Consider the following 18,352-nt stretch of genomic DNA (forward strand, 5'->3'; position numbering starts at 1 on the left):
CCATCGAGTGATTTGGCTGCAGAGAATCTAGGTTCCCGACCTGGTTTGCTGCCCGGCTTGCGCCGGCTGTTCAAATTGAGCAGGATGGGGGAGGCGTGATAGCTCCAAACCTCCTCCATCGCGATTTTCTGGAAAGATCCGCCCGCATGGCCCGCTACTTCTTCGATATATTGAACAATGGCACGCGTGTTCTCGACGAAACCGGCTTGGAACTTGACGATCTCAAGGCCGCCATCGGCGAAGCAGCCCGTGCGCTTGCCGATATGACTGAGGAGATGATCGAGGGCTCATTGCGACAGGAGCTGCGGATCGAAATCCGAAGCACGGTAGGCGAGGCAATTCTTAGTGTTTTGCTGGCGTTGGAGTTCAGCGGACTGCACGCGCTGGGCACTGGCAAGCAGTGAATACTTCGGCAACCAATTGAAAGACCCGCGCCACCATCGCGCGGGCCTAACGGGGCGGGTCACCGAGGAGACGGGCGACCCAAATGATGAATCGCATTAGATATTGCTCAAATAGAGGCGCGGAGAGTTAGCGCTTACGCCTCGCCCTCTGTCGGCGTGTCTTCCTCGATCTCGTCGGACGGCAGATAGCCCGCGCCGATCAGCCAATCCCGCATCAGCTCGGCCGCTACGATTTCGAGCGAAAATGCCGGGTCCATTTCAACGCGGAGCCTGTTGAGCGCTGCCGCTATGTCGTCGTCTATGTCGAGGGTGAGGCGGACAGACATCATTCCATGTCCGGTACATCGCCGCTCTGGAAAAGCACTGTCGGCGGCCCATACTCGCCAACGGCGGGATCGGCGTCACGCGCCCAAGCGATCACGCCGGAATGCTTCCGCGAGAGCGATTCGGCCAGCTTGACAGCCCGGTCTTCGCTCTGCTGCTCAGCAGGGCCGTAGGCAGCGACGAGTTCCCCATCATCGGTCTGATCGAACGCCGCGACGACGATGAGCTTGCTTGGTCTGGATTGCGACATTTGCGGTCACCGAGCGCGGAGTTGGGATGTCACGCTTCAACAAGTCGGCGAGAACATCGGCGGTATTCCGAAGAAGTCGGCGGACATCCTCGTGCGGCATATCGTCGAGATGGTCGGCCGCGTCCAAGAGATCCACCACAAGTTCCAATCCTTGTCTGTGTAGCTCTGGCATGACGTTCACCCACTGACAAAAAGTGAAACACTCACAGCGGCAAAAATCTGGGGTGTGGAAACGGCGCCTTCAAGATCGCACCAGTGCTCATTAGAGGCCTGGCGGCGTGCTGTCGACGCGCGCGGATCGTCGGCCCCTATAGTAGCGATCCTTGCACCGCGGCGCCCGGGTATTTGATCTGGGTGGGCGGCTTCTCGACGATGACGAGCTGATCATCGGGGAGCGGGCGCTGCAGGGCCTTTGCCTCCGACCACGGCGCGCGCAACCAGGTGTCGGCTTCTTCTTGGGTGGTGAGGATCACCGGCATCGCCTTTTCGTGGATGGGCTTCACCACCGCGTTCGGCGACGTCGTGAAGAAGCCGTAGAGCTCGAATTCCTGCACGCCATCCCTGACTTTGCGCACGCCCGTCCAACGGGTCCATAGCCCCGCGAAGAAGAACAATGGCCGGTCCGGAGTGAGCGCGAACCAATAGTTCCGCTGGACGCCGGTTTCAGGATCCTTGTCGCCAGGTGTGGGCGACGGCTCCGCAAAACTCGTCGCCGGCACGATGCAGCGGTGCGGGACGTCGAGATACGGCTGCCAATGCCCAAAGTTCGGGCGGCGGATGTTGGTCGTGCCAGGGTCAGCCTTGCCCTTGATCCGATCAGGTGGCGTCGGCATGCCCCATTGGAGCGGCACGACCTCGCGCTGACCATCCTCGCCGACGCGGACGACCGGCGCCAGGAAGTTGGGATAGACGTCACGGCTCGGCTCGTTGAAGCCGGTGAGATCCCGCATCGCCCTGGACCATTCGAGGATTGCCCGCTGCGTCGTGGTGATGTTGTACAGATTGCACACTGGCGATTCTCCTCACGGGTCACAGTTCGGTGCTTCCAGCCGGGCTGGCAGTGGACAAAATGAGAACAAAAGAGTCAATCCGGGCTTGTCAGGATGATAGGGAGAGGAATAATTCCCTACCATGCCGGAACCGTATTGGCCCAAGAAGGGGGAGTTTCCCCTATCCCGCCTCAACGAGCATATGCAGCTCGTGCGGGTCAGGTGCGCCTATTGCAAGCGCGTCAATCACTACCGGCCGGACGACCTGATCCAGATATTCGGCGATGTCGACGTCGATTCGCTGATGCTGAGGATGAAATGCGAGGGTGGCGCGGATCACGGCATTCTTGACGTGAAGGCGTTCATTCCGACAGGCAGCGAGGCGGTCGGGCTTCGCATCCGGCGGTTGGCAGCCATCAAGATCAAGCGTGTTCCCGTCTGGCGGGACGACTAAAGCCCCGGCCGCCTCTGCTGCTTGCGCCACTCCCAGGGCTCCACAAATTCACCCTGCCACATGCCAATGCGATCTTGCCGTGCCTTGTTCTGTGCTGCTGCATAGGCGCCCTTGCTGTATTTCGGCCAGTCGAGCGCATGGCCGTTCCGGACGAGCCATTCAGCCACGTCCTTTCCGCCGGCAGTGCAGCGGGCGACCATCCGGCCGTATCGGTCCCGGTCGACCTTGTGGCAGGTCGTCGGCCGCGCCGCCTTCAAGAAGTCGTCGAGCGCGAGCGCGGCGACCTGGCCGCACCGGTAAGTCTTCCCCGCACCGTCGGTGCAGAGTTGCCGGCTCTCTGGCGCGTCGATCCCATTGATGCGGATGCGCTCGCCATGGATCTCGATCGTGTCGCCGTCGACGACACTGGCGCGGCCGACGGTCGGAACCTCCATAGCGGTCGCAGTTGCGGAAAACGATACAGCGACAACAAGGGCACGACTAACTGGCGATACCGCCGGCCAGTTTTTCATTGAGGGCATGGCCAGGCTTTTTGGATTGCAGACAGGACGATAAAGGCCGCCTGCCAATGGCGGTCGGCAGGATTCCGCTCTAGTTCTTGGCAAACAGCGTCGACGAATTGGCCGCTTTTCACGGTTAACGGCGGGCAGAACGTTGCTGTATTATTCACTTCATCGCGGAGCGCAGTGGCATCATTGAATCCCAGAATGTAGGCTTGCGCCTCGCCTCTGTCGGATCGGCAAAGCTCATAAAGCTGATTGCCGTTGAAGAAGTACGTTGCTCTTTCTTGGGCGAGAGCTGGCATCGTTAAGGACATGGTAAGTCCGACCAGGACAAGAATATTATACTTTGTCATCATTGGTTGCGTTGAGTTCATCAGGCCGCTTGCCTTCTTCGCTAGGGCGCCACTTCCGTAGCCGTACACCGACGCCACCGCCATTCTCCGGGATGAATTCGACTCCGGCCGCCTCCAATGCGGCCTGAACTGCGTCGACCGTTCTTTCCTTGAGCGGATCGCCCCTCTCCAACCTGGCAATTGTGTCCGGTGAGACCTTCGCCAACTCGGCGAGTTCGCGCACCCCAAGTCCGAGCGCAGCCCTTGCCATTTTGCTCTGGACGGAATTCATTTCAGAACCCTGTTACGATTTCAATTGACGAAACGTCCTACTTTGATATCGTATCACCGTTACGAAATCGTTACAAGGAACGGACCCATGCCGAATACCATCGTTTCGGCGGCCGGCGAAGCTATGCCCGCTGCCAAGATCAACCGCCGGCTCGCCCTCCTGGGCGGGCTCACTGCCGCCGCTCTCATCGAGGCACCGGCGCGTGCAGCGGACAACGTGTCCGTTGCATCGCCGATTATGACTCTTTTCCGCGAACATCCCGATGCTGAACTGCTCCAGCTCGACAAGGAGATGGAGGCCGTTCACGCCAGGATGGAGCGTGCCAACGCAGTATGCGTCGACATATGCAACCGAACTGGCGGCAACGTCTGTCCAGAAAGCGAGGCTGCCGAAAAGGCCTTCGGCGCGATCGTTGATGATCTCTGGAAAATCGGCCGGCGCATTTTTGCGATTCCCGCCCACACGCCTCAGGGCATGGCCGTGAAGCTCCGAGCCGGCGATCGACTGATCCTTGAGGACTTTGTCGACCGCGATGACTTTCTGTCCATCGCGGTCGACATCAGGCGGCTGGCAGGGGAGTCCGCGTCATGAACGCTCACACGCCGCTTCTGAAGCCCTACGGCTGCCCTGCGGGCATCGCGCCTCACGAATGGCGGCGAGCCGTTGAGATCCGGCTAGAGGAACTTCTCGACCAGTCCATGGCGCTGATAACCGCGCTCGACATGATGGAGGTCGACGCGGATTTTGAACCGTATCTGGCTGGCACTGGCGGCGACGATCGCGAGGACGAAAACGAGCATTGGGACGGTAACCCCGACGACGAGGACAGCCACGACGCTGAAGCGGACCCTGCCGAGTGGGGCGTTGCCGACGAGGACGCCCTGCACGCAATCATGCCCTACTGATCAAACTTCTCAACCTTGAGCCCCGGCTGCGGAAACGTGGCCGGGGCTTAATTTGCGCCTATGCGGGTCGGTCGGAGTGGGTGTTATGTTGGGCGATATGGTTGAGATAAAAGAATCCAACAATATCAAGGTCTTAGTAAACGAAAACGCCGCCCGATGGGCGGCGTCGATCTGCGTCGTGTCGGAAACGAGGACTACTTGATCTTCGTTTCCTTGAACTCGACGTGCTTCTTGGCGATCGGGTCGTATTTGCGGAACGACAGCTTCTCCGTCTTCGTGCGGCTGTTCTTGCTCGTCACGTAGAAGAAACCGGTGTCCGCGGTCGACAGAAGCTTGATCTTGATGTTCGCAGCCTTGGCCATGATTCTCGTCCGTTGTTTCTTGAGTTTCGTACCGCTTGAGCACGGGAACGAAACCCGGACGCGGAAAACGTGGCGCGACTGATATAGAAGGCGGCCGAAAAGTCAAGTCCGGGACCGCGACGCGGCCAGCCTCCACGCGACCAAGGCGACATAGGCGGCGAAGAAGAGCGCCAGCGACCAGGCGAAACCCTGGTCGCCCAGGATGTCCATGCCGATGCCGATCGCCTGGGGGCCGAGCACCATGCCTAGCCCGTAGCAGAACACGAAGGCGGCGTTGGCTGAGGCGAGCTCATGGCCGGATAGGCGCGCGCCAAGATGGGCAAGCCCGATCGTGTAGAGGGCGGCGACCACGCCGCCCCAGAAGAACAGCAGAACCGCCAGCACATACCAGTTCCCGGCGAGATACGGCAAAGCAAGCATTCCGGCCAGACCGGTGAGCGCGCAGCCGAGCAGCAACTGGCGGCGGTCGCGTACGCGGTCGCTGATCATGCCGAGCGGCACCTGCATGACGACGTTGCCGAGGCCGATCATGCTGAGCAGCAAGGCGGCGTCGCTCTCCGAATACCCCATGCGGGCGCCGTAGACAGGGAAAAGCGCGAAGCCGCCCGTTTCGACCGCGCCGAAGACGAGCACCGCGGCGGTGGCTGTCGGCACCAGCCAGATGTAGCCGGCAAAGCTGCGCGATTCGTCGTCGGAGCGCTTGATCGCGGGGCTTTGCCGCCAGGCCGCGGCCACCGGGATCGCGGCGATCATAGTGACGGCGAAGGTCACGCCGAAGGGCAGGAACCCTTTGCTCCCGATCTGCGAGAACAGCCAGGGGCCGGCCGCGAAGCCGAGTGACAGCACCGTGGCATAAAGGCCCAGCACGAAACCGCGCCGGTGCAGCGGCGCCGAGACCGAAATCCAGAACTCCGACAGGATGAAGAGCACGGTCAAGGCCACGTGAAGGGTGACACGAAGCGGGAACCACATCCAGAAATGGGGCGCGAAATAGAAGCCGACGAAGGCGGAAGCGCCGGCCAGGATCATCGCCAGCATGGTCGGCACGACGCCGAAGCGCACCGCGAGCGGAATGGCCAGCGGCGCGGCCGCGATCGAGGCGACGCCGGCAACCGCCGTGTTCAGGCCGATCATCGAGGCCGAATGCCCACGGCTTTCGAGGATGACGCTGAGCAGGGGAATGCCGAGGCCGATCGCGATGCCGACCACGCTGATCGAGGCGATCGCGGCCGTGATCGCCAGCCAACGCGTATGCGCCAGCGCTGCGCTCTGGTGCGGCGTGTGCATGCCCGCCGACGCTGCCTAGACGATTTCCCGGCGGAAGCGGTTGTGCAGCATCCGGTAGAACGGAACCGGGCCGCCCGGGCCGAGTATCGGGTCGTCGGCCAGGCGCTGTTCGAGTTCGCCCAGGATCGTCCGGGTGATGGTGGGGATGTCGGCCTGCTTCGCCTCCTGCAGTGGCAGCCACACGAGTTCCTCGAGCTCGTTGGTCGGCCCGCCGTCGGGCAGGGCGACGGCGACATCCTCCCGCCACGCGGCGAGGAAACGGGTGTCGAAGCGGCGCACGCGTCCGGGCGGGGTGATGGCGCGGGCGATGAAGCGCAGCTTCTCCAGCGACGGACACACGCCCTGGCGCACGAATTCCTGCCACTCCGCCTTGGCCGTCGAGAAGGGGCCCTTGCGTCCGATCAGAAGGCCGGCTTCCTCGTAGGTCTCGCGGATCGCCGAGAGCGCGATGGCGCGGGCGCGGGTGGAGGAGGCACGATGGCCGGTGCCCGCCAGCCTTGTCTCTTCGGCAGGGTGGAGGCCCTCGGCGACGGGGATGCGGCTGTCCGTGGGATCGGTGCGGCCGCCGGGAAAGACGAATTTGCCCGGCATGAAGGCGTGCCGCGCATGACGCCTGCCCATCAGAACGAGGAACTGGTCGCGGCGACGGTCGAGCAGGATCAATGTTGCGGCGTCGCGCGGCCGCATCGGCTTGCCGCCCAGCGCGAAATCCTTCGATTCGGCCTTGTCGACCTCGGCCCTGGTCAGTCCTTCCATCGAGCTACCTCGATCCTTTCGTCAGGCTTCCGGATGTGCCTCGATGGCGTCTTCCTCGCCGCCGAAGCCGTGCATATAGAGCGCCCATTGCAGCCCGACGACAGCTCCCTTTACCGGGCGTATCAGCACCAGCGCGGACAGCACCGTCAAGGGGATCCAGATGGCGAGATGCTGCCATGTGGACAATGTGCTGGTGGCCTCGAAGGCCATGAAGGCGCCGACGATGATATGGCCCAGGATCACCACGACGAGATAGGCCGGCAGGTCGTCGGCGCGATGATGGTGCATTTCCTCGCTGCAGACCTCACAGCGATTCACCGTCTTGAGGAAAGAGGCGAACAGCCGGCCTTCCCCGCAATGGGGGCACCTGTTGCAGGCGCCGCGCAGCATGGCATCCCGGACCGGCCGGGCCGGCCGTGCGGATTTCTTTTGGCCGCCGAAAACCTGCTGTTCCATATTCATCTCCTGCCGCGGGGCCGCGGCTTTGCCGCGCGGCTGCGCGCCTTGCCTTTTGCCTTGTGGAACGACCGTCGCGAACCGGAAAGCGGCTTGGGATCGGTCAGCATCTCGAAACGCATCGCGCCCGCGAGCGGCGCGACTTCGACGAGGCGAACCTCGACGCGATCGGCGAGCTGATAACCCTTGCCAGTGCGCTCCCCATAGAGGGCGCGGGCGGTCTCGTCATAGATATAGTAATCACCCTCCAGGGACGACACCGGTATGAAACCGTCCGCGCCGTAGATGGGCAACTGGACAAAAAGCCCCGCCTTGGTGACGCCCGAAATACGGGCATCGAAGGTTTCGTCAATCCTTTCAGATAGATAGGCTGCTATCAAGCGGTCGACCGTGTCGCGTTCGGCCGCCATGGCGCGGCGTTCCGACGCAGAGATGAGCGCTGAGGTCTCGTCCAGGCGTTCTTCCTCGCCGCGCGTAAGGCCGTCCGGCCCGAAACCGAGCGCAGCAATGAGGGCGCGATGCACGATCAGGTCGGAATAGCGGCGGATCGGCGAGGTGAAATGCGCGTAGCGTCGCAGATTGAGGCCGAAATGGCCGATGTTGTCGGGCGCGTATTCGGCCTGGCTCTGCGAGCGCAGCACCACCTCGTTGACGAGCGCCTCGTTGTCGGCGCCGCGCACCCGGTCCAGGATCGCGTTGAATTGCGCGGGCCGGAGCTGGGCTCCGCGCGCCAGCGACAGGCCGAGCGAAGCGAGGAACTCCCGCAACGATTCCTGCTTGGCGAGCGAAGGGCCGTCATGGATCCGATAGACCAGACGCTGGCGCTTCGCCTCGAGGGTCTCGGCCGCCGCGACATTGGCCTGGATCATGAATTCCTCGATCAGCTTGTGTGCATCGAGGCGTTCGGGAACGACGACCCTGTCCACGGTCCCGTCGGGCTTCAGCAGGATCTTGCGCTCGGGCAGGTCGAGTTCCAGCGGCTCGCGGGCCTGACGGCCGCGCTTGAGCACGGCATAGGCCTCCCAAAGCGGCTTCAGCACCGCTTCGAGGATCGGTCCGGTTCCGTCGTCCGGGCGGCCGTCGATCGCCGCCTGGGCCTGGGGGTAGGCGAGGCGGGCCGCCGACTTCATCATCACCCGGTGGAACGAGTGGCGGAGTTTCCGGCCGTCCGCGGCGAAGGCCATCTTGACGGCGATCGCAGGCCGGTCGACGCCTTCGCGCAGCGAGCAGAGGTCGTTGGAGATGCGCTCCGGCAGCATCGGCACGACCCGGTCGGGGAAATAGACCGAATTGCCGCGTTTCAGCGCTTCGCGGTCGAGAGCTGAGCCCGGGCGCACATAAGCGGCGACGTCGGCGATCGCGACGATGACCATGACACCGCCCGGGTTGTTCCCGTCCGGGTCGGGCTCGGCAAAAACGGCGTCGTCATGGTCCTTGGCGTCGGCCGGATCTATGGTCACGAGCGGCACGTCGCGCCAGTCTTCCCTCCCGGATAGCGTCGCGGGTTTGACGGCGTCGGCCTCGGCCAGCACTTCAGGCGCAAAGATGTGCGGGATCTCGTGGGCATGGATGGCGATCATCGAGACCGCCTTCTCGCTCGTGAGCGAACCGAGCACGGTCAGGATCCTGGCGCGCGGCAGGCCGTATCGTCCCGTCCGCGAGGGCTCCACCTCGACGAGATCGCCCGGTTTGGCGCCGTTCAGGAAATCAGGCTCGACCACGAGTTCCGGCTGGCGCCGCTCGGCCGGCTCTATGCGGAAACTGCCGTCGTCCGCCTGGCGCAGGACGCCGAGCACCGCCTCGCGCTGCCGGTCGATAAGCTTCATGACGCGGGCGGTGTAGGCCGGCCCTGTGATTTCCCGCGTCGGAAAGACCTTGGCCAGCACGCGGTCGCCGATGCCGGGCACCGGGCCCTTCGGCGCGCGCGGCAGGTTGATCGCAACGACAGGATTGGTGTCGTCGTCCTGACCGGCGCGCTCGACGGCGCGCGCCAGCAGGCCGCCGTCGGGGTCACGCCCGAAGATCTCCAGCACCACGACATGGGGCAGGGCGCCCGGCGTGACAAGCCGCTTGCGGTCCTTCTGCAGCAGGCCTTCATCCTGAAGGTCGCGCAGCAGGTCCTTCAGCCAGACACGGTCGCCGCCTTTCAGCCCGAAGGCCTTCGCGATGTCGCGCTTGCCAGCGAGATCGGGGTTTTCCGAAACGAAGCGCAGTATATCGTCGCGTGACGGCCGGAAGTCGACGCCTGCCGGCTTGTCGCCACGCGCCGGGGCCCCCTTGCGCCCGGATATGCTGCGCGCCAAATCGCTATTCCTTCTTCCTGGCGGCGGACTTCCTGGCCGCCGGCTTCTTCGCCGAAGCCTTGCGGACCGGCTTCTTTCCGTCGCCGCTTTTCGCCGCCCGTTCAGCGATGAGCGCAAGCGCCTCGTCGAGCGTCACGGACTGCGGGTCCTTGCCCTTGGGCAGTGTGGCGTTGATCTTGCCATGGTTGACATAGGGTCCGTAGCGCCCGTCGCGAACCGTCACGTTGCCTTCTCCGTCGGGGTGCGGTCCGAGGTCCTTCAATGCGGCCGGCGTGCCGCCGTTGCGACCGCCCTTCGCCTTGGACTGTTTCTCGGCGATCACGGAGACGGCACGGTTGAGGCCGATCGAGAAGACGTCCTCGACGCTTTCGAGATTGGCGTAGGTTCCGTCATGCAGGACGAAGGGACCATAGCGCCCGATGCCGGCCGAGATCATCTTGCCGCTCTCGGGGTGTTTCCCGACGTCGCGCGGCAGCGACAGCAACGCCATCGCCTTCTCATGGTCGATGGAGGCCGGGCTCCAGCCTTTCGGCAGGCTGGCACGCTTGGCGTCCTTGCCGTCGCCGCGCTGCAGATAGGGGCCAAAGCGGCCGCTCCGCAGCGTAATCTCCTCCTCGGTGTAGGGATCCTTGCCCAACACCTTGGTGCCTTCCTCGAGGCCGGCGGCGTCGTCGCCGCCATTGGCCGGGCCGAACTGGCGGGTGTAGCTGCATTCGGGATAGTTCGAGCAGCCGACAAAGGCGCCGTTGCGCCCGAGCCGGAGCGACAGGTTGCCGGTGCCGCATTTCGGGCAGGTGCGTGGATTGCCGCCGTCCTCGCGCGCCGGGAACACCAGGGGCGCCAGTTCCTCGTTCAAGGCATCGAGCACGTCGGTGATGCGCAATTCCTTGATGTCGTCGACGGCTCCGGAGAAGTCCCGCCAGAAGTCGCGCAGGACTTCCTTCCAGGCGAGCTTGCCGTCGGAAATCTCGTCGAGCTTCTCTTCGAGCGAGGCGGTGAAGTCGTATTCGACATAATGCTCGAAGAAGCTCTCGAGGAAGGCCGTCACCAGGCGGCCCTTCGGTTGGGGAATGAGCCGCCGCTGCTCGATCTTCACATAGTCGCGGTCCTCCAGCGTCTTGAGCGTCGCGACGTAGGTGGACGGCCGGCCGATGCCGAGCTCCTCCATCTTCTTGATGAAGGTGGCCTCGGTGTAGCGCGGCGGTGGTTCGGTGGTGTGGTGGGTGACGTTGATGACCTCGCGCAGAAGCTGCTCGCCCGTGCGGATCTCGGGCAGGCGCCGGCTCTCCTCGTCCTCGGCGTCGTCTTCCTTCTGTTCGGTATAGGCGGCGATGAAGCCGTCGAAGCGGATCACCGAGCCCACCGCGCGCAGGCCTGCCGAGCGCGGGCCGTTGACGGCTTCGATCTCGACCGTCGTCCGCTCGATCTCGGCCGGCTGCATCTGGCTGGCGATCGCCCGCTTCCAGATCATGTCGTAGAGCTTCTGCTGGTCGGGATCGAGATATTGGCGGATCGAGGCCGGGGTGCGCGTGAAATCGGTCGGGCGGATCGCCTCGTGGGCTTCCTGCGCGTTCTTGGCCTTGGTCGAGTAGTAGCGCGGCTTCTCCGGCAGGTACTTCTCGCCGAATTCCTTCTGGATCGCCGAGCGCGCCGCGCCGATGGCTTCCGGCGCCATCTGAACGCCGTCTGTACGCATATAGGTGATGAGACCCGCGGTCTCGCCGCCGATGTCGACGCCTTCGTAGAGGCGCTGCGCGACCTGCATGGTGCGCGCCGCCGAAAAGCCGAGACGAGACGATGCCGCCTGCTGCAGGGTGGAGGTGGTGAAGGGCGGAGCCGGATTACGCTTGGTCGGCTTTGCCTCGACGGAGAGCGCCCGGAAAGTCGCGCCGTCGAGCATCGCCTTGATGTCGTCGGCCTGCTCCTGGCTCGAAATGTCGAGCTTCTGCAACTTCTTGCCGTCGAAGGTGGTGAGACGCGCCTCGAACGTGTCCTGGCGCGGCGTCGCCAGGATGGCGGCCACCTGCCAATACTGTTCGCGTACGAAACGCTCGATCTCGGCCTCGCGGTCGCAGACGAAGCGCAGCGCAACCGACTGGACGCGCCCGGCCGAGCGGGCGCCCGGCAGCTTGCGCCACAGCACCGGCGACAGAGTGAAGCCGACGAGATAGTCGAGCGCGCGCCGGGCGAGATAGGCGTCCACCAGCGGCGGATCGATCTCGCGCGGATTGGCCATGGCGTCGAGCACGGCCTGCTTGGTGATGGAGTTGAAGACGACGCGCTTGACCGGCTTGTCCTTGAGCGCGCGTTTCTGCTTCAGCACCTCCAGCACGTGCCAGGAGATCGCCTCACCCTCGCGATCGGGGTCGGTGGCGAGAATCAGGCCGTCGGAATCCTTGACCGCCTTCGCGATGTCGGTGAGCCGCTTGGAAGAGGGGCCGTCGACGTCCCAGGACATGGAGAAGTCCTCGTCGGGTTTGACCGATCCATCCTTGGCCGGCAGATCTCGGACATGGCCGAAGGAGGCGAGAACCTTGTAGTTTCGCCCGAGATACTTGTTGATGGTCTTCACCTTGTTCGGTGATTCGACGACGACGACTTCCATGAATTCTCGATTTTCCCCGCGATGCGCCGGAGCTTTGCGGTCGGCAAATTGCTTTTCAGTCGGCCCGTCAAATGGCTGCGGTTTTCAATCTGGTCAAGGGCAAGGGTTGAAATTGCTTCTCGGTGCCACTGGTCGAAACAAGATTGGACTACCGATTTTTCCTATTCTCTGGCTGGTCTCTGCGCCCGATCTTGCACCGCGGGACGTCATCGACCGCCGTCCGGCAGCAGTGAAACCGCGCCGCCGGCGTGGCGCTCCAGGCGTCCGGCAAGGTCCAGTTCCAATAGGATCGTGAATACCTGAGCCGGATGCAGTCCGGAATGACGGATGATCTCGTCGAGGCTCACCGGCGTAGGGCCGAGCGCCTCGACGATGCCGGCGCGATCGTGATCGCCGGGTGGTGGCGCCGCCGAGTGGTCAGGCGGTTCCGCGAGACCGGCCGGCTGAGGTACGCTGTTCGAGAGAAGCGGCGTGATTTCCGCGACGATATCGCTGGCTTCGGTGACCAGTGTGGCACCCTGCTTCAGGAGCCAGTTCGTTCCGGCGGCGCGTGGATCGAGCGGTGAACCGGGCACGGCGAAGACCAGCCGGCCCATTTCTCCGGCGAGCCGGGCGCTGATCAGGGAGCCTGAACGATGTGCCGCCTCGACGACGACCAGCCCCAACGCCAGGCCTGCAATGATGCGGTTGCGTCGGGGAAAATCCCTGGCGCGCGGCTCCCAGCCGAACGGCATCTCCGAAACGACGGCGCCGCCCCGGGCCGCTATCCCGGCGGCGAGCTCTATGTTCTCCGGCGGGTAGGGCCGGTCGAGTCCGCCCGCCAGCACCGCGATCGTGCCGGTCGCGAGGCTCGCCTGATGCGCGGCCGCGTCGATGCCGCGCGCCAGTCCGGAAACGACCGCGTAGCCCTGGCCCCCAAGCTCGGCGGCGAGCATGCGCGCCATCTTGATGCCGACGAGAGAGGCGTTGCGCGCGCCCACGATCGCCACCGGCGGGCGCCGGAAGACGGATGGCTCGCCCCTGATTGCGATCAGTGGCGGAGGCTGGTCCATGCGTCGCAGCATGGGCGGATAGTCCGGCTCGCCGATCGCCACCAATTGCGCCCCGGCGCGACGCGCGATGTCGAGCTCGGCCTCGGTTTCGGCGACCGAGGGGATGCGCGGCAGGCGTCTTGCGCCGCCTGATATCACCAGTTCCGGCAGCATTTCGAGCGCCGCCTCGGCCGAGCCGAAGCGATCGACCAGGCCGCGAAAGGTGGCGGAACCGACATTCTCGGTCCGGATCAGCCGCAGCCAGCTTATGCGCTGCCGATCGCTGAGACGCCCATCCTCAACGGTCATTCCTTGGCCCCGATCTTCGCTTCCGTGCCCGCCAGCAGCCGCGATATGTTGGCGCGGTGCTTGATGACGACGATCAGGCTGAGAACGGCGAAGAGGGCGGCCACCTGGCCGTGTCCGAGAAGATAGAGCGCGATCGGAACCACGACGGCCGCGACGAGGGCGGCGAGGGAAGAGTAGCGCGTGGCAAAGGCGATCGCCAGCCAGACGGCGGCGAAGACCAGCGCCCCCGACCAGGCGAGCCCGATCAACACGCCGAGATAGGTCGCCACGCCCTTGCCGCCCTTGAAGCCCAGCCAGACCGGGAACAGGTGGCCAAGGAAGGCGCCAAGCCCGGCGGCGACGGCGTAGTCGACGCCCCACCGTCCGGCGACCAGCACGGCGGCAGTGCCCTTCAATGCGTCGAGCAGGAGCGTCAGCGCCGCCAGACCCTTGTTGCCGGTGCGCAGCACGTTGGTGGCGCCGATGTTGCCCGAGCCGATCTTGCGCACATCGCCGAGGCCCGCCGCGCGGGTGATCACCAGGCCGAACGGAATGGAGCCGAGAAGATAGCCGAAGGCCAGCGCGGCGATAAGATAGGGCAGGACAGCCTGCCATGTCGTTGCGTCAGCCACAGCGCCCCTCCCGCTGGTTCAAGCCGAAAACACTGTGCGGCCCGCCACCATGGTTTGCAAGACCTTCCCCTGCAGCCGGGCGCCCTCGAAGCAGGTGTTCTTCGAGCGCGAGCGGATGCTGGCTTCGGTGACCACCCAGGGCTCGCCGAGATCGACGACCGCCAGATCGGCCGGCGCGCCGGGCCTAAGCGTGCCGCCTGGCAGCCCGAACAGCCGCGCGGGCGCGGTGGACAGAACCTCGACCAGCCGCAAAAGCGGCACGTCGCCATTGTGATAGAGCCGAAGTGCGGCGCCGAGCAGCGTCTCCAGGCCGATCGCGCCCGCGGCGGCGTCCGCGAAGGGCAGCCGCTTGGTGTCGACGTCCTGCGGGTCGTGTGAGGAAACGATGATGTCGACGGTGCCGTCCCTCACGGCTTCGATCATGGCCAGCCTGTCGTCCTCCTCCCGCAGCGGCGGCGACAGCCGGAAGAAGGTGCGATACTCGCCGACGTCGTTCTCGTTCAGCGACAGATGGTTGATCGACACGCCGGCCGTGACCCTGGAGCCGTCCGCCTTGGCACGGGCGATCGCCGAGGCCGACATGGCTGTCGAGACCTTCGCGGCATGGTAGGTGCCGCGTGTCAGCCGCGCCAGCGCGAGATCGCGCTCCAGCGGGATCGTCTCTGCCTCGCGCGGAATTCCGGAAAGACCGAGCCAACTCGCATAGAGACCTTCGTTCATGACGCCCGAGGAGGCGAGGTCGGCATCCTGCGTCTCATGGGCGACGACCGCCCCGAAGTCGCGCGCATAGGTCAGCGCGCGGCGCATGACCAGCGCGCTGGAGATCGTGCGGCGCCCGTCGGTGAAGGCGACCGCGCCTGCCTCGCGCAGTAGGCCGAACTCGGTCATCTCGCGTCCTTCCAACGCCCTGGTGATCGCCGCCGCAGGGAACACGTTGACCGAGGCTGTGTCGCGCGCCGTGCGCAGCACGAACTCGACCAGCGCGATGTCGTCGATGACGGGGTCGGTGTCCGGCATCATGACGATGGAAGTGACACCGCCGGCCGCCGCCGCGTGACTGGCCGATGCGATCGTTTCGCGATGTTCGGCTCCGGGCTCGCCGATGAAGACGCGGCCGTCGACCAGGCCGGGAATGATGGCCTTGCCGGAGCAATCGATCACCGTGGCGCCCTCAGGAACGCCCTGATTCCGGGCCGAGGCGCCGGCTGCGGCGATCTTCTTGCCCTCGACGACGACGCTGCCGGTCTCGTCGAGGCCGCGGGACGGGTCGACGACGCGGGCGTTGTGGAAGACCGTGACCATCATGCCGCTTCCTTGTTGCGGCGCGGATCAAGCAGCGCTTCCATGACCGCCATGCGCACCGCGACCCCCATTTCGACCTGCTCCTGGATGACGCTTTGCGGCCCGTCGGCGATCTCCGAGGCGATCTCGACACCACGGTTCATCGGACCAGGATGCATGACCAGGGCGCCCTCCCTGGCCGCCTTGAGCTTTTCGGCGTCGAGACCCCAGTAGCGGAAATATTCGCGCACCGACGGCACGAAGGCGCCGGCCATGCGCTCGCGCTGGAGGCGCAGCATCATGACGACGTCGGCGCCCTTCAGGCCCTCGGCCATGGATTGGGAAACCTCGACACCCATCCGGGCGATGCCGGAGGGAAGCAGCGTGGAAGGCGCGACGACGCGCACCCGCGCGCCGAGGGCATTGAGCAGCAAGATATTCGACCGTGCGACCCTGGAATGGAGGATGTCGCCGCAGATCGCCACGGTCAGCCGCGCGATGTCGCCCTTGGCGCGGCGGATGGTGAGGGCGTCGAGCAGGGCCTGGGTCGGGTGCTCATGCGCGCCGTCTCCGGCGTTGACAACGGAGCAGCCGACTTTCTGGGCGAGCAGCGCGGCTGCCCCGGCCGACTGGTGGCGGATGATCAGGATGTCGGGCCGCATGGCATTGAGGGTCATGGCGGTGTCGATCAGGGTCTCGCCCTTCTTCACCGACGAACTGGCCACCGACATGTTCATCACATCCGCGCCGAGCCGCTTGCCGGCCAGTTCGAAGGACGACTGGGTGCGGGTCGAGGCCTCGTAGAAGAGGTTGATCTGCGTGCGGCCGCGCAGTGTGGATGTCTTCTTCTCGGGCTGGCGCGAGATTGCGACGGCGGCGTCTGCCCGGTCGAGCAGAAGCTGGATATCGACGGGAGATAGGTCGCGGATGCCCAGCAGATGCCGATGCGGGAAGGGCGGGAAGAGCGGCGGGGACGAAGCGTCTGTCATCTCAAGCGGCTGCTATAGGCGTGCCGGCTCCCGGCCGCAAGCCGTGCCGGGCGGCGGCGTTCCTTGTCCAACGGGATTTTGTTCGCGCCGCATGCTCCTTCGGCTATAAGTCGGCGCGGGCGCCCGGATTCGCGGCCGGCGCCGCGATCTTGGAGAGTCCTTTACGCGTCCCTTCGGGTGCGCAAAGAATGCTCCGGGAGCAAGTATCCACGCATCGTGCTTTCCGAATGTTTCGATCGGCCGATGCGGCAGCGGAAGGAATCCGGGTGAACCACGACGTCACGAACCAGCCGCCGCCGCTGACCGGTTCCAATGCGTGGCGGGGCGATCCGCTTCTGGTGCAACTGGCCGAGAACTTCTCGCCGGCCGTGCGCAAGGACCTCGACGCCCAAGGCCGATTCGTGATGAGCCAGGAGGCGCAGGATCTCGCCCGTCTGGCCAATTCCGAGACACCGAAGCTGCGGACGCACGATCGCCAGGGCCGACGCATCGACCTCGTCGAATTCCACCCCGCCTATCACGCGCTGATGCGCCGGTCGGTGACCGTCGGCCTGCATTCCTCCGTCTGGGAGAACGGCGATGCGGAGACAGGCCGGCGCCATCAGGTGCGGGCGGCCCGCTTCTATTTGACCGCGGAGCTCGAATGCGGGCATCTGTGCCCGATCACCATGACGAGCGCCTCGCTGGCCGCGCTGATGGCGAGCCCCAAGCTCTTTCGCGAATGGGCGCCTCGGGTGACCACCCGCAAATACGACCAGAGCCAGAAGCCGCCGGTGGAAAAGGCCGGCCTCACGCTCGGCATGGGCATGACGGAGAAGCAGGGCGGCACCGACGTGCGCGCCAATTCGACCAGGGCCGAGCGGGCCGGCGGCGGCTTCTATCGCATCACCGGCCACAAATGGTTCATGTCGGCGCCGATGTCGGACGCCTTTCTGATGCTGGCGCAGGCGCCGGAGGGGCTCTCCTGCTTCCTGGTGCCGCGCCTCCTGGGCGACGGCAACGGCAACGGCCTCAACTTCCAGCGACTGAAGGACAAGCTCGGAAATCGGTCCAACGCGTCCTCCGAGGTTGAGATCAACAGCGCGATCGGCGAAATGGTCGGTGAGCCGGGCGCCGGCGTGAAGACGATCATGGACATGGTGACGCTGACCCGGCTCGACTGCGCGGTCGGCTCGTCGGGCATCATGCGCGCGGGGCTGGCCGAGGCCATCCATCATGCGCGCCACCGCAACGTCTTCGGCAAGGCACTGATCGAGCAGCCGCTGATGCAGAGCGTGCTGGCCGACATGGCGCTCGATGTGGCGGCTGCGACGGCATTGTCCTTCCGCTTGGCGCGGTCCTTCGACGAGGCAGCCTCCAACCGGGGCGAGGCAGCCTTCGCGCGCGCCATGACGCCTGTGGTCAAATACTGGGTGTGCAAGATCGCCCCGCCGCTGCTCTACGAGGCGATGGAGTGCCTCGGCGGCAACGGCTATGTCGAGGAGGCGCCGCTCGCCCGCTACTACCGGGAGGCGCCGGTCAACGCGATATGGGAAGGCTCCGGAAACGTGATGGCCCTCGACGTGCTGCGCGTGCTCGGGCGAGGGCCGGCACTGTTCGACGAGGTCCTGGCAGGAATCGAGAAGGATCTCGGCGGTCAGAGCGGGAAAGGCGCCACCGGCGTGCTGCGAGCGGCCATGCAGGTCGCGGCCTCGGACGAGGGTTCGGCGCGGATCCTCACCGAGCAACTCGCTTTGTCCGCCGCCGCCGCGGAGTTGCGCAGGCTGGGCGCGGGTCGTATCGCCGACGCCTTCATCGAGACCCGGCTTGCCGGCCAGTGGCGCGGCACCTACGGCATGCTCGACGCCCGCCATGACGCTCGGCTGATCATCGACACGCTTTATCCTGCGAACTGAGGCCGGGCCGGACG

At 65.1% G+C, this 18,352-nt stretch carries 21 protein-coding genes; 5 read left to right on the forward strand and 16 right to left on the reverse strand.

Annotation, left to right across the window (positions count from 1 at the left end; translation table 11 throughout):
* The first annotated feature begins 146 nt into the window (after positions 1-146).
* Positions 147-404: a DUF6894 family protein gene (locus JN280_RS22885; protein WP_202305574.1), complete on the forward strand. Its 258-nt coding sequence runs from the start codon at positions 147-149 to the stop codon at positions 402-404.
* Positions 405-538: 134 nt separating this feature from the next.
* Here JN280_RS22885 and JN280_RS22890 read toward each other — a convergent pair whose 3' ends face one another.
* From JN280_RS22890 to JN280_RS22900, 3 genes are all read right to left on the reverse strand, one after another.
* Positions 539-733, reverse strand: coding sequence for a hypothetical protein (locus tag JN280_RS22890; RefSeq protein WP_202305575.1), 195 nt, complete (start codon positions 731-733; stop codon positions 539-541).
* Entirely contained in the window at positions 730-978 is a 249-nt protein-coding gene (locus JN280_RS22895) for a hypothetical protein (RefSeq protein ID WP_202305576.1), read from the reverse strand. Before JN280_RS22895 ends, JN280_RS22890 begins: the two co-directional genes overlap by 4 nt.
* Before the next feature lie 308 nt (positions 979-1,286).
* Positions 1,287-1,988, reverse strand: a complete 702-nt coding sequence (locus JN280_RS22900) for an SOS response-associated peptidase (RefSeq protein WP_202305577.1) — start codon at positions 1,986-1,988, stop codon at positions 1,287-1,289.
* A gap of 121 nt (positions 1,989-2,109) precedes the next feature.
* On the opposite strand from JN280_RS22900, the gene JN280_RS22905 reads away from it, so the two are divergent.
* Positions 2,110-2,421, forward strand: coding sequence for a hypothetical protein (locus JN280_RS22905; RefSeq protein ID WP_202305578.1), 312 nt, complete (start codon positions 2,110-2,112; stop codon positions 2,419-2,421).
* Here the strand turns inward: JN280_RS22905 and JN280_RS22910 are convergent.
* The 3 genes from JN280_RS22910 to JN280_RS22920 form a co-directional block, all read right to left on the reverse strand.
* Positions 2,418-2,855, reverse strand: coding sequence for a thermonuclease family protein (locus JN280_RS22910; protein ID WP_244741928.1), 438 nt, complete (start codon positions 2,853-2,855; stop codon positions 2,418-2,420). The genes JN280_RS22905 and JN280_RS22910 overlap by 4 nt on opposite strands.
* Before the next feature lie 74 nt (positions 2,856-2,929).
* Positions 2,930-3,355, reverse strand: a complete 426-nt coding sequence (locus JN280_RS22915; protein ID WP_244741932.1) for a Rap1a/Tai family immunity protein — start codon at positions 3,353-3,355, stop codon at positions 2,930-2,932.
* Positions 3,264-3,548 carry a helix-turn-helix domain-containing protein gene (locus JN280_RS22920; RefSeq protein WP_202305580.1) on the reverse strand — a complete coding sequence of 95 codons (285 nt, stop codon included), beginning with the start codon at positions 3,546-3,548 and terminating at the stop codon, positions 3,264-3,266. The genes JN280_RS22915 and JN280_RS22920 overlap by 92 nt, the downstream gene beginning before the upstream one ends.
* 87 nt (positions 3,549-3,635) lie before the next feature.
* Here JN280_RS22920 and JN280_RS22925 point away from each other — a divergent pair, with 87 nt between their 5' ends.
* Both JN280_RS22925 and JN280_RS22930 read left to right on the forward strand, forming a co-directional pair.
* On the forward strand, positions 3,636-4,139 hold the full coding sequence (locus JN280_RS22925) for a hypothetical protein (protein ID WP_202305581.1): 504 nt from the start codon (positions 3,636-3,638) through the stop codon (positions 4,137-4,139).
* Positions 4,136-4,453 carry a hypothetical protein gene (locus JN280_RS22930; protein ID WP_202305583.1) on the forward strand — a complete coding sequence of 106 codons (318 nt, stop codon included), beginning with the start codon at positions 4,136-4,138 and terminating at the stop codon, positions 4,451-4,453. Before JN280_RS22925 ends, JN280_RS22930 begins: the two co-directional genes overlap by 4 nt.
* Before the next feature lie 194 nt (positions 4,454-4,647).
* On the opposite strand, the gene rpmG is transcribed toward JN280_RS22930, so the two are convergent.
* From rpmG to JN280_RS22980, 10 genes are all read right to left on the reverse strand, one after another.
* Positions 4,648-4,815, reverse strand: coding sequence for a 50S ribosomal protein L33 (gene rpmG / locus JN280_RS22935; RefSeq protein WP_188256947.1), 168 nt, complete (start codon positions 4,813-4,815; stop codon positions 4,648-4,650).
* A 102-nt stretch (positions 4,816-4,917) separates the two neighbouring features.
* Complete coding sequence (locus tag JN280_RS22940) at positions 4,918-6,102, reverse strand: MFS transporter (protein ID WP_202305585.1); 1,185 nt, start codon at positions 6,100-6,102, stop codon at positions 4,918-4,920.
* A 15-nt stretch (positions 6,103-6,117) separates the two neighbouring features.
* Positions 6,118-6,858 carry an NUDIX hydrolase gene (locus JN280_RS22945; RefSeq protein ID WP_202305587.1) on the reverse strand — a complete coding sequence of 247 codons (741 nt, stop codon included), beginning with the start codon at positions 6,856-6,858 and terminating at the stop codon, positions 6,118-6,120.
* Positions 6,859-6,879: 21 nt separating this feature from the next.
* Complete coding sequence (locus JN280_RS22950; protein WP_202305589.1) at positions 6,880-7,314, reverse strand: DUF983 domain-containing protein; 435 nt, start codon at positions 7,312-7,314, stop codon at positions 6,880-6,882.
* Positions 7,315-7,316: 2 nt separating this feature from the next.
* A complete protein-coding gene (gene rnr / locus JN280_RS22955; protein WP_202305606.1) occupies positions 7,317-9,617 on the reverse strand; it encodes a ribonuclease R in 2,301 nt (766 codons plus the stop codon).
* Positions 9,618-9,621: 4 nt separating this feature from the next.
* Complete coding sequence (gene topA, locus JN280_RS22960) at positions 9,622-12,222, reverse strand: type I DNA topoisomerase (RefSeq protein ID WP_202305608.1); 2,601 nt, start codon at positions 12,220-12,222, stop codon at positions 9,622-9,624.
* Positions 12,223-12,428: 206 nt separating this feature from the next.
* A complete protein-coding gene (gene dprA / locus JN280_RS22965; RefSeq protein ID WP_202305618.1) occupies positions 12,429-13,562 on the reverse strand; it encodes a DNA-processing protein DprA in 1,134 nt (377 codons plus the stop codon).
* Positions 13,559-14,173, reverse strand: a complete 615-nt coding sequence (plsY, locus tag JN280_RS22970; RefSeq protein ID WP_244741937.1) for a glycerol-3-phosphate 1-O-acyltransferase PlsY — start codon at positions 14,171-14,173, stop codon at positions 13,559-13,561. Before plsY ends, dprA begins: the two co-directional genes overlap by 4 nt.
* Before the next feature lie 18 nt (positions 14,174-14,191).
* Positions 14,192-15,478 carry a dihydroorotase gene (locus JN280_RS22975; protein ID WP_202305620.1) on the reverse strand — a complete coding sequence of 429 codons (1,287 nt, stop codon included), beginning with the start codon at positions 15,476-15,478 and terminating at the stop codon, positions 14,192-14,194.
* Positions 15,475-16,443 (reverse strand): aspartate carbamoyltransferase catalytic subunit, encoded by a 969-nt coding sequence (locus JN280_RS22980; protein WP_202305622.1) that lies wholly within the window; start codon positions 16,441-16,443, stop codon positions 15,475-15,477. Before JN280_RS22980 ends, JN280_RS22975 begins: the two co-directional genes overlap by 4 nt.
* Positions 16,444-16,670: 227 nt before the next feature.
* Between JN280_RS22980 and JN280_RS22985 the strand changes: the two genes are divergently transcribed.
* Positions 16,671-18,338: a DNA alkylation response protein gene (locus JN280_RS22985; RefSeq protein WP_202305624.1), complete on the forward strand. Its 1,668-nt coding sequence runs from the start codon at positions 16,671-16,673 to the stop codon at positions 18,336-18,338.
* The last annotated feature ends 14 nt before the right edge of the window (positions 18,339-18,352 follow it).

Origin of the sequence: Mesorhizobium sp. L-8-10, assembly GCF_016756635.1 — a bacterium.
Taxonomy (GTDB): domain Bacteria; phylum Pseudomonadota; class Alphaproteobacteria; order Rhizobiales; family Rhizobiaceae.

What these genes read in the sequence shown, in the direction of transcription:
- JN280_RS22885 (WP_202305574.1), top strand. Translation starts at nt 147, where the DNA reads ATGGCCCGCTACTTCTTCGATATATTGAACAATGGCACGCGTGTTCTC.
- JN280_RS22890 (WP_202305575.1), bottom strand. Translation starts at nt 733, where the DNA reads ATGATGTCTGTCCGCCTCACCCTCGACATAGACGACGACATAGCGGCA.
- JN280_RS22895 (WP_202305576.1), bottom strand. Translation starts at nt 978, where the DNA reads ATGTCGCAATCCAGACCAAGCAAGCTCATCGTCGTCGCGGCGTTCGAT.
- JN280_RS22905 (WP_202305578.1), top strand. Translation starts at nt 2,110, where the DNA reads ATGCCGGAACCGTATTGGCCCAAGAAGGGGGAGTTTCCCCTATCCCGC.
- JN280_RS22910 (WP_244741928.1), bottom strand. Translation starts at nt 2,855, where the DNA reads ATGGAGGTTCCGACCGTCGGCCGCGCCAGTGTCGTCGACGGCGACACG.
- JN280_RS22920 (WP_202305580.1), bottom strand. Translation starts at nt 3,548, where the DNA reads ATGAATTCCGTCCAGAGCAAAATGGCAAGGGCTGCGCTCGGACTTGGG.
- JN280_RS22925 (WP_202305581.1), top strand. Translation starts at nt 3,636, where the DNA reads ATGCCGAATACCATCGTTTCGGCGGCCGGCGAAGCTATGCCCGCTGCC.
- JN280_RS22930 (WP_202305583.1), top strand. Translation starts at nt 4,136, where the DNA reads ATGAACGCTCACACGCCGCTTCTGAAGCCCTACGGCTGCCCTGCGGGC.
- rpmG (WP_188256947.1), bottom strand. Translation starts at nt 4,815, where the DNA reads ATGGCCAAGGCTGCGAACATCAAGATCAAGCTTCTGTCGACCGCGGAC.
- JN280_RS22940 (WP_202305585.1), bottom strand. Translation starts at nt 6,102, where the DNA reads ATGCACACGCCGCACCAGAGCGCAGCGCTGGCGCATACGCGTTGGCTG.
- JN280_RS22945 (WP_202305587.1), bottom strand. Translation starts at nt 6,858, where the DNA reads ATGGAAGGACTGACCAGGGCCGAGGTCGACAAGGCCGAATCGAAGGAT.
- JN280_RS22950 (WP_202305589.1), bottom strand. Translation starts at nt 7,314, where the DNA reads ATGGAACAGCAGGTTTTCGGCGGCCAAAAGAAATCCGCACGGCCGGCC.
- topA (WP_202305608.1), bottom strand. Translation starts at nt 12,222, where the DNA reads ATGGAAGTCGTCGTCGTCGAATCACCGAACAAGGTGAAGACCATCAAC.
- dprA (WP_202305618.1), bottom strand. Translation starts at nt 13,562, where the DNA reads ATGACCGTTGAGGATGGGCGTCTCAGCGATCGGCAGCGCATAAGCTGG.
- JN280_RS22975 (WP_202305620.1), bottom strand. Translation starts at nt 15,478, where the DNA reads ATGATGGTCACGGTCTTCCACAACGCCCGCGTCGTCGACCCGTCCCGC.
- JN280_RS22980 (WP_202305622.1), bottom strand. Translation starts at nt 16,443, where the DNA reads ATGACAGACGCTTCGTCCCCGCCGCTCTTCCCGCCCTTCCCGCATCGG.
- JN280_RS22985 (WP_202305624.1), top strand. Translation starts at nt 16,671, where the DNA reads ATGTTTCGATCGGCCGATGCGGCAGCGGAAGGAATCCGGGTGAACCAC.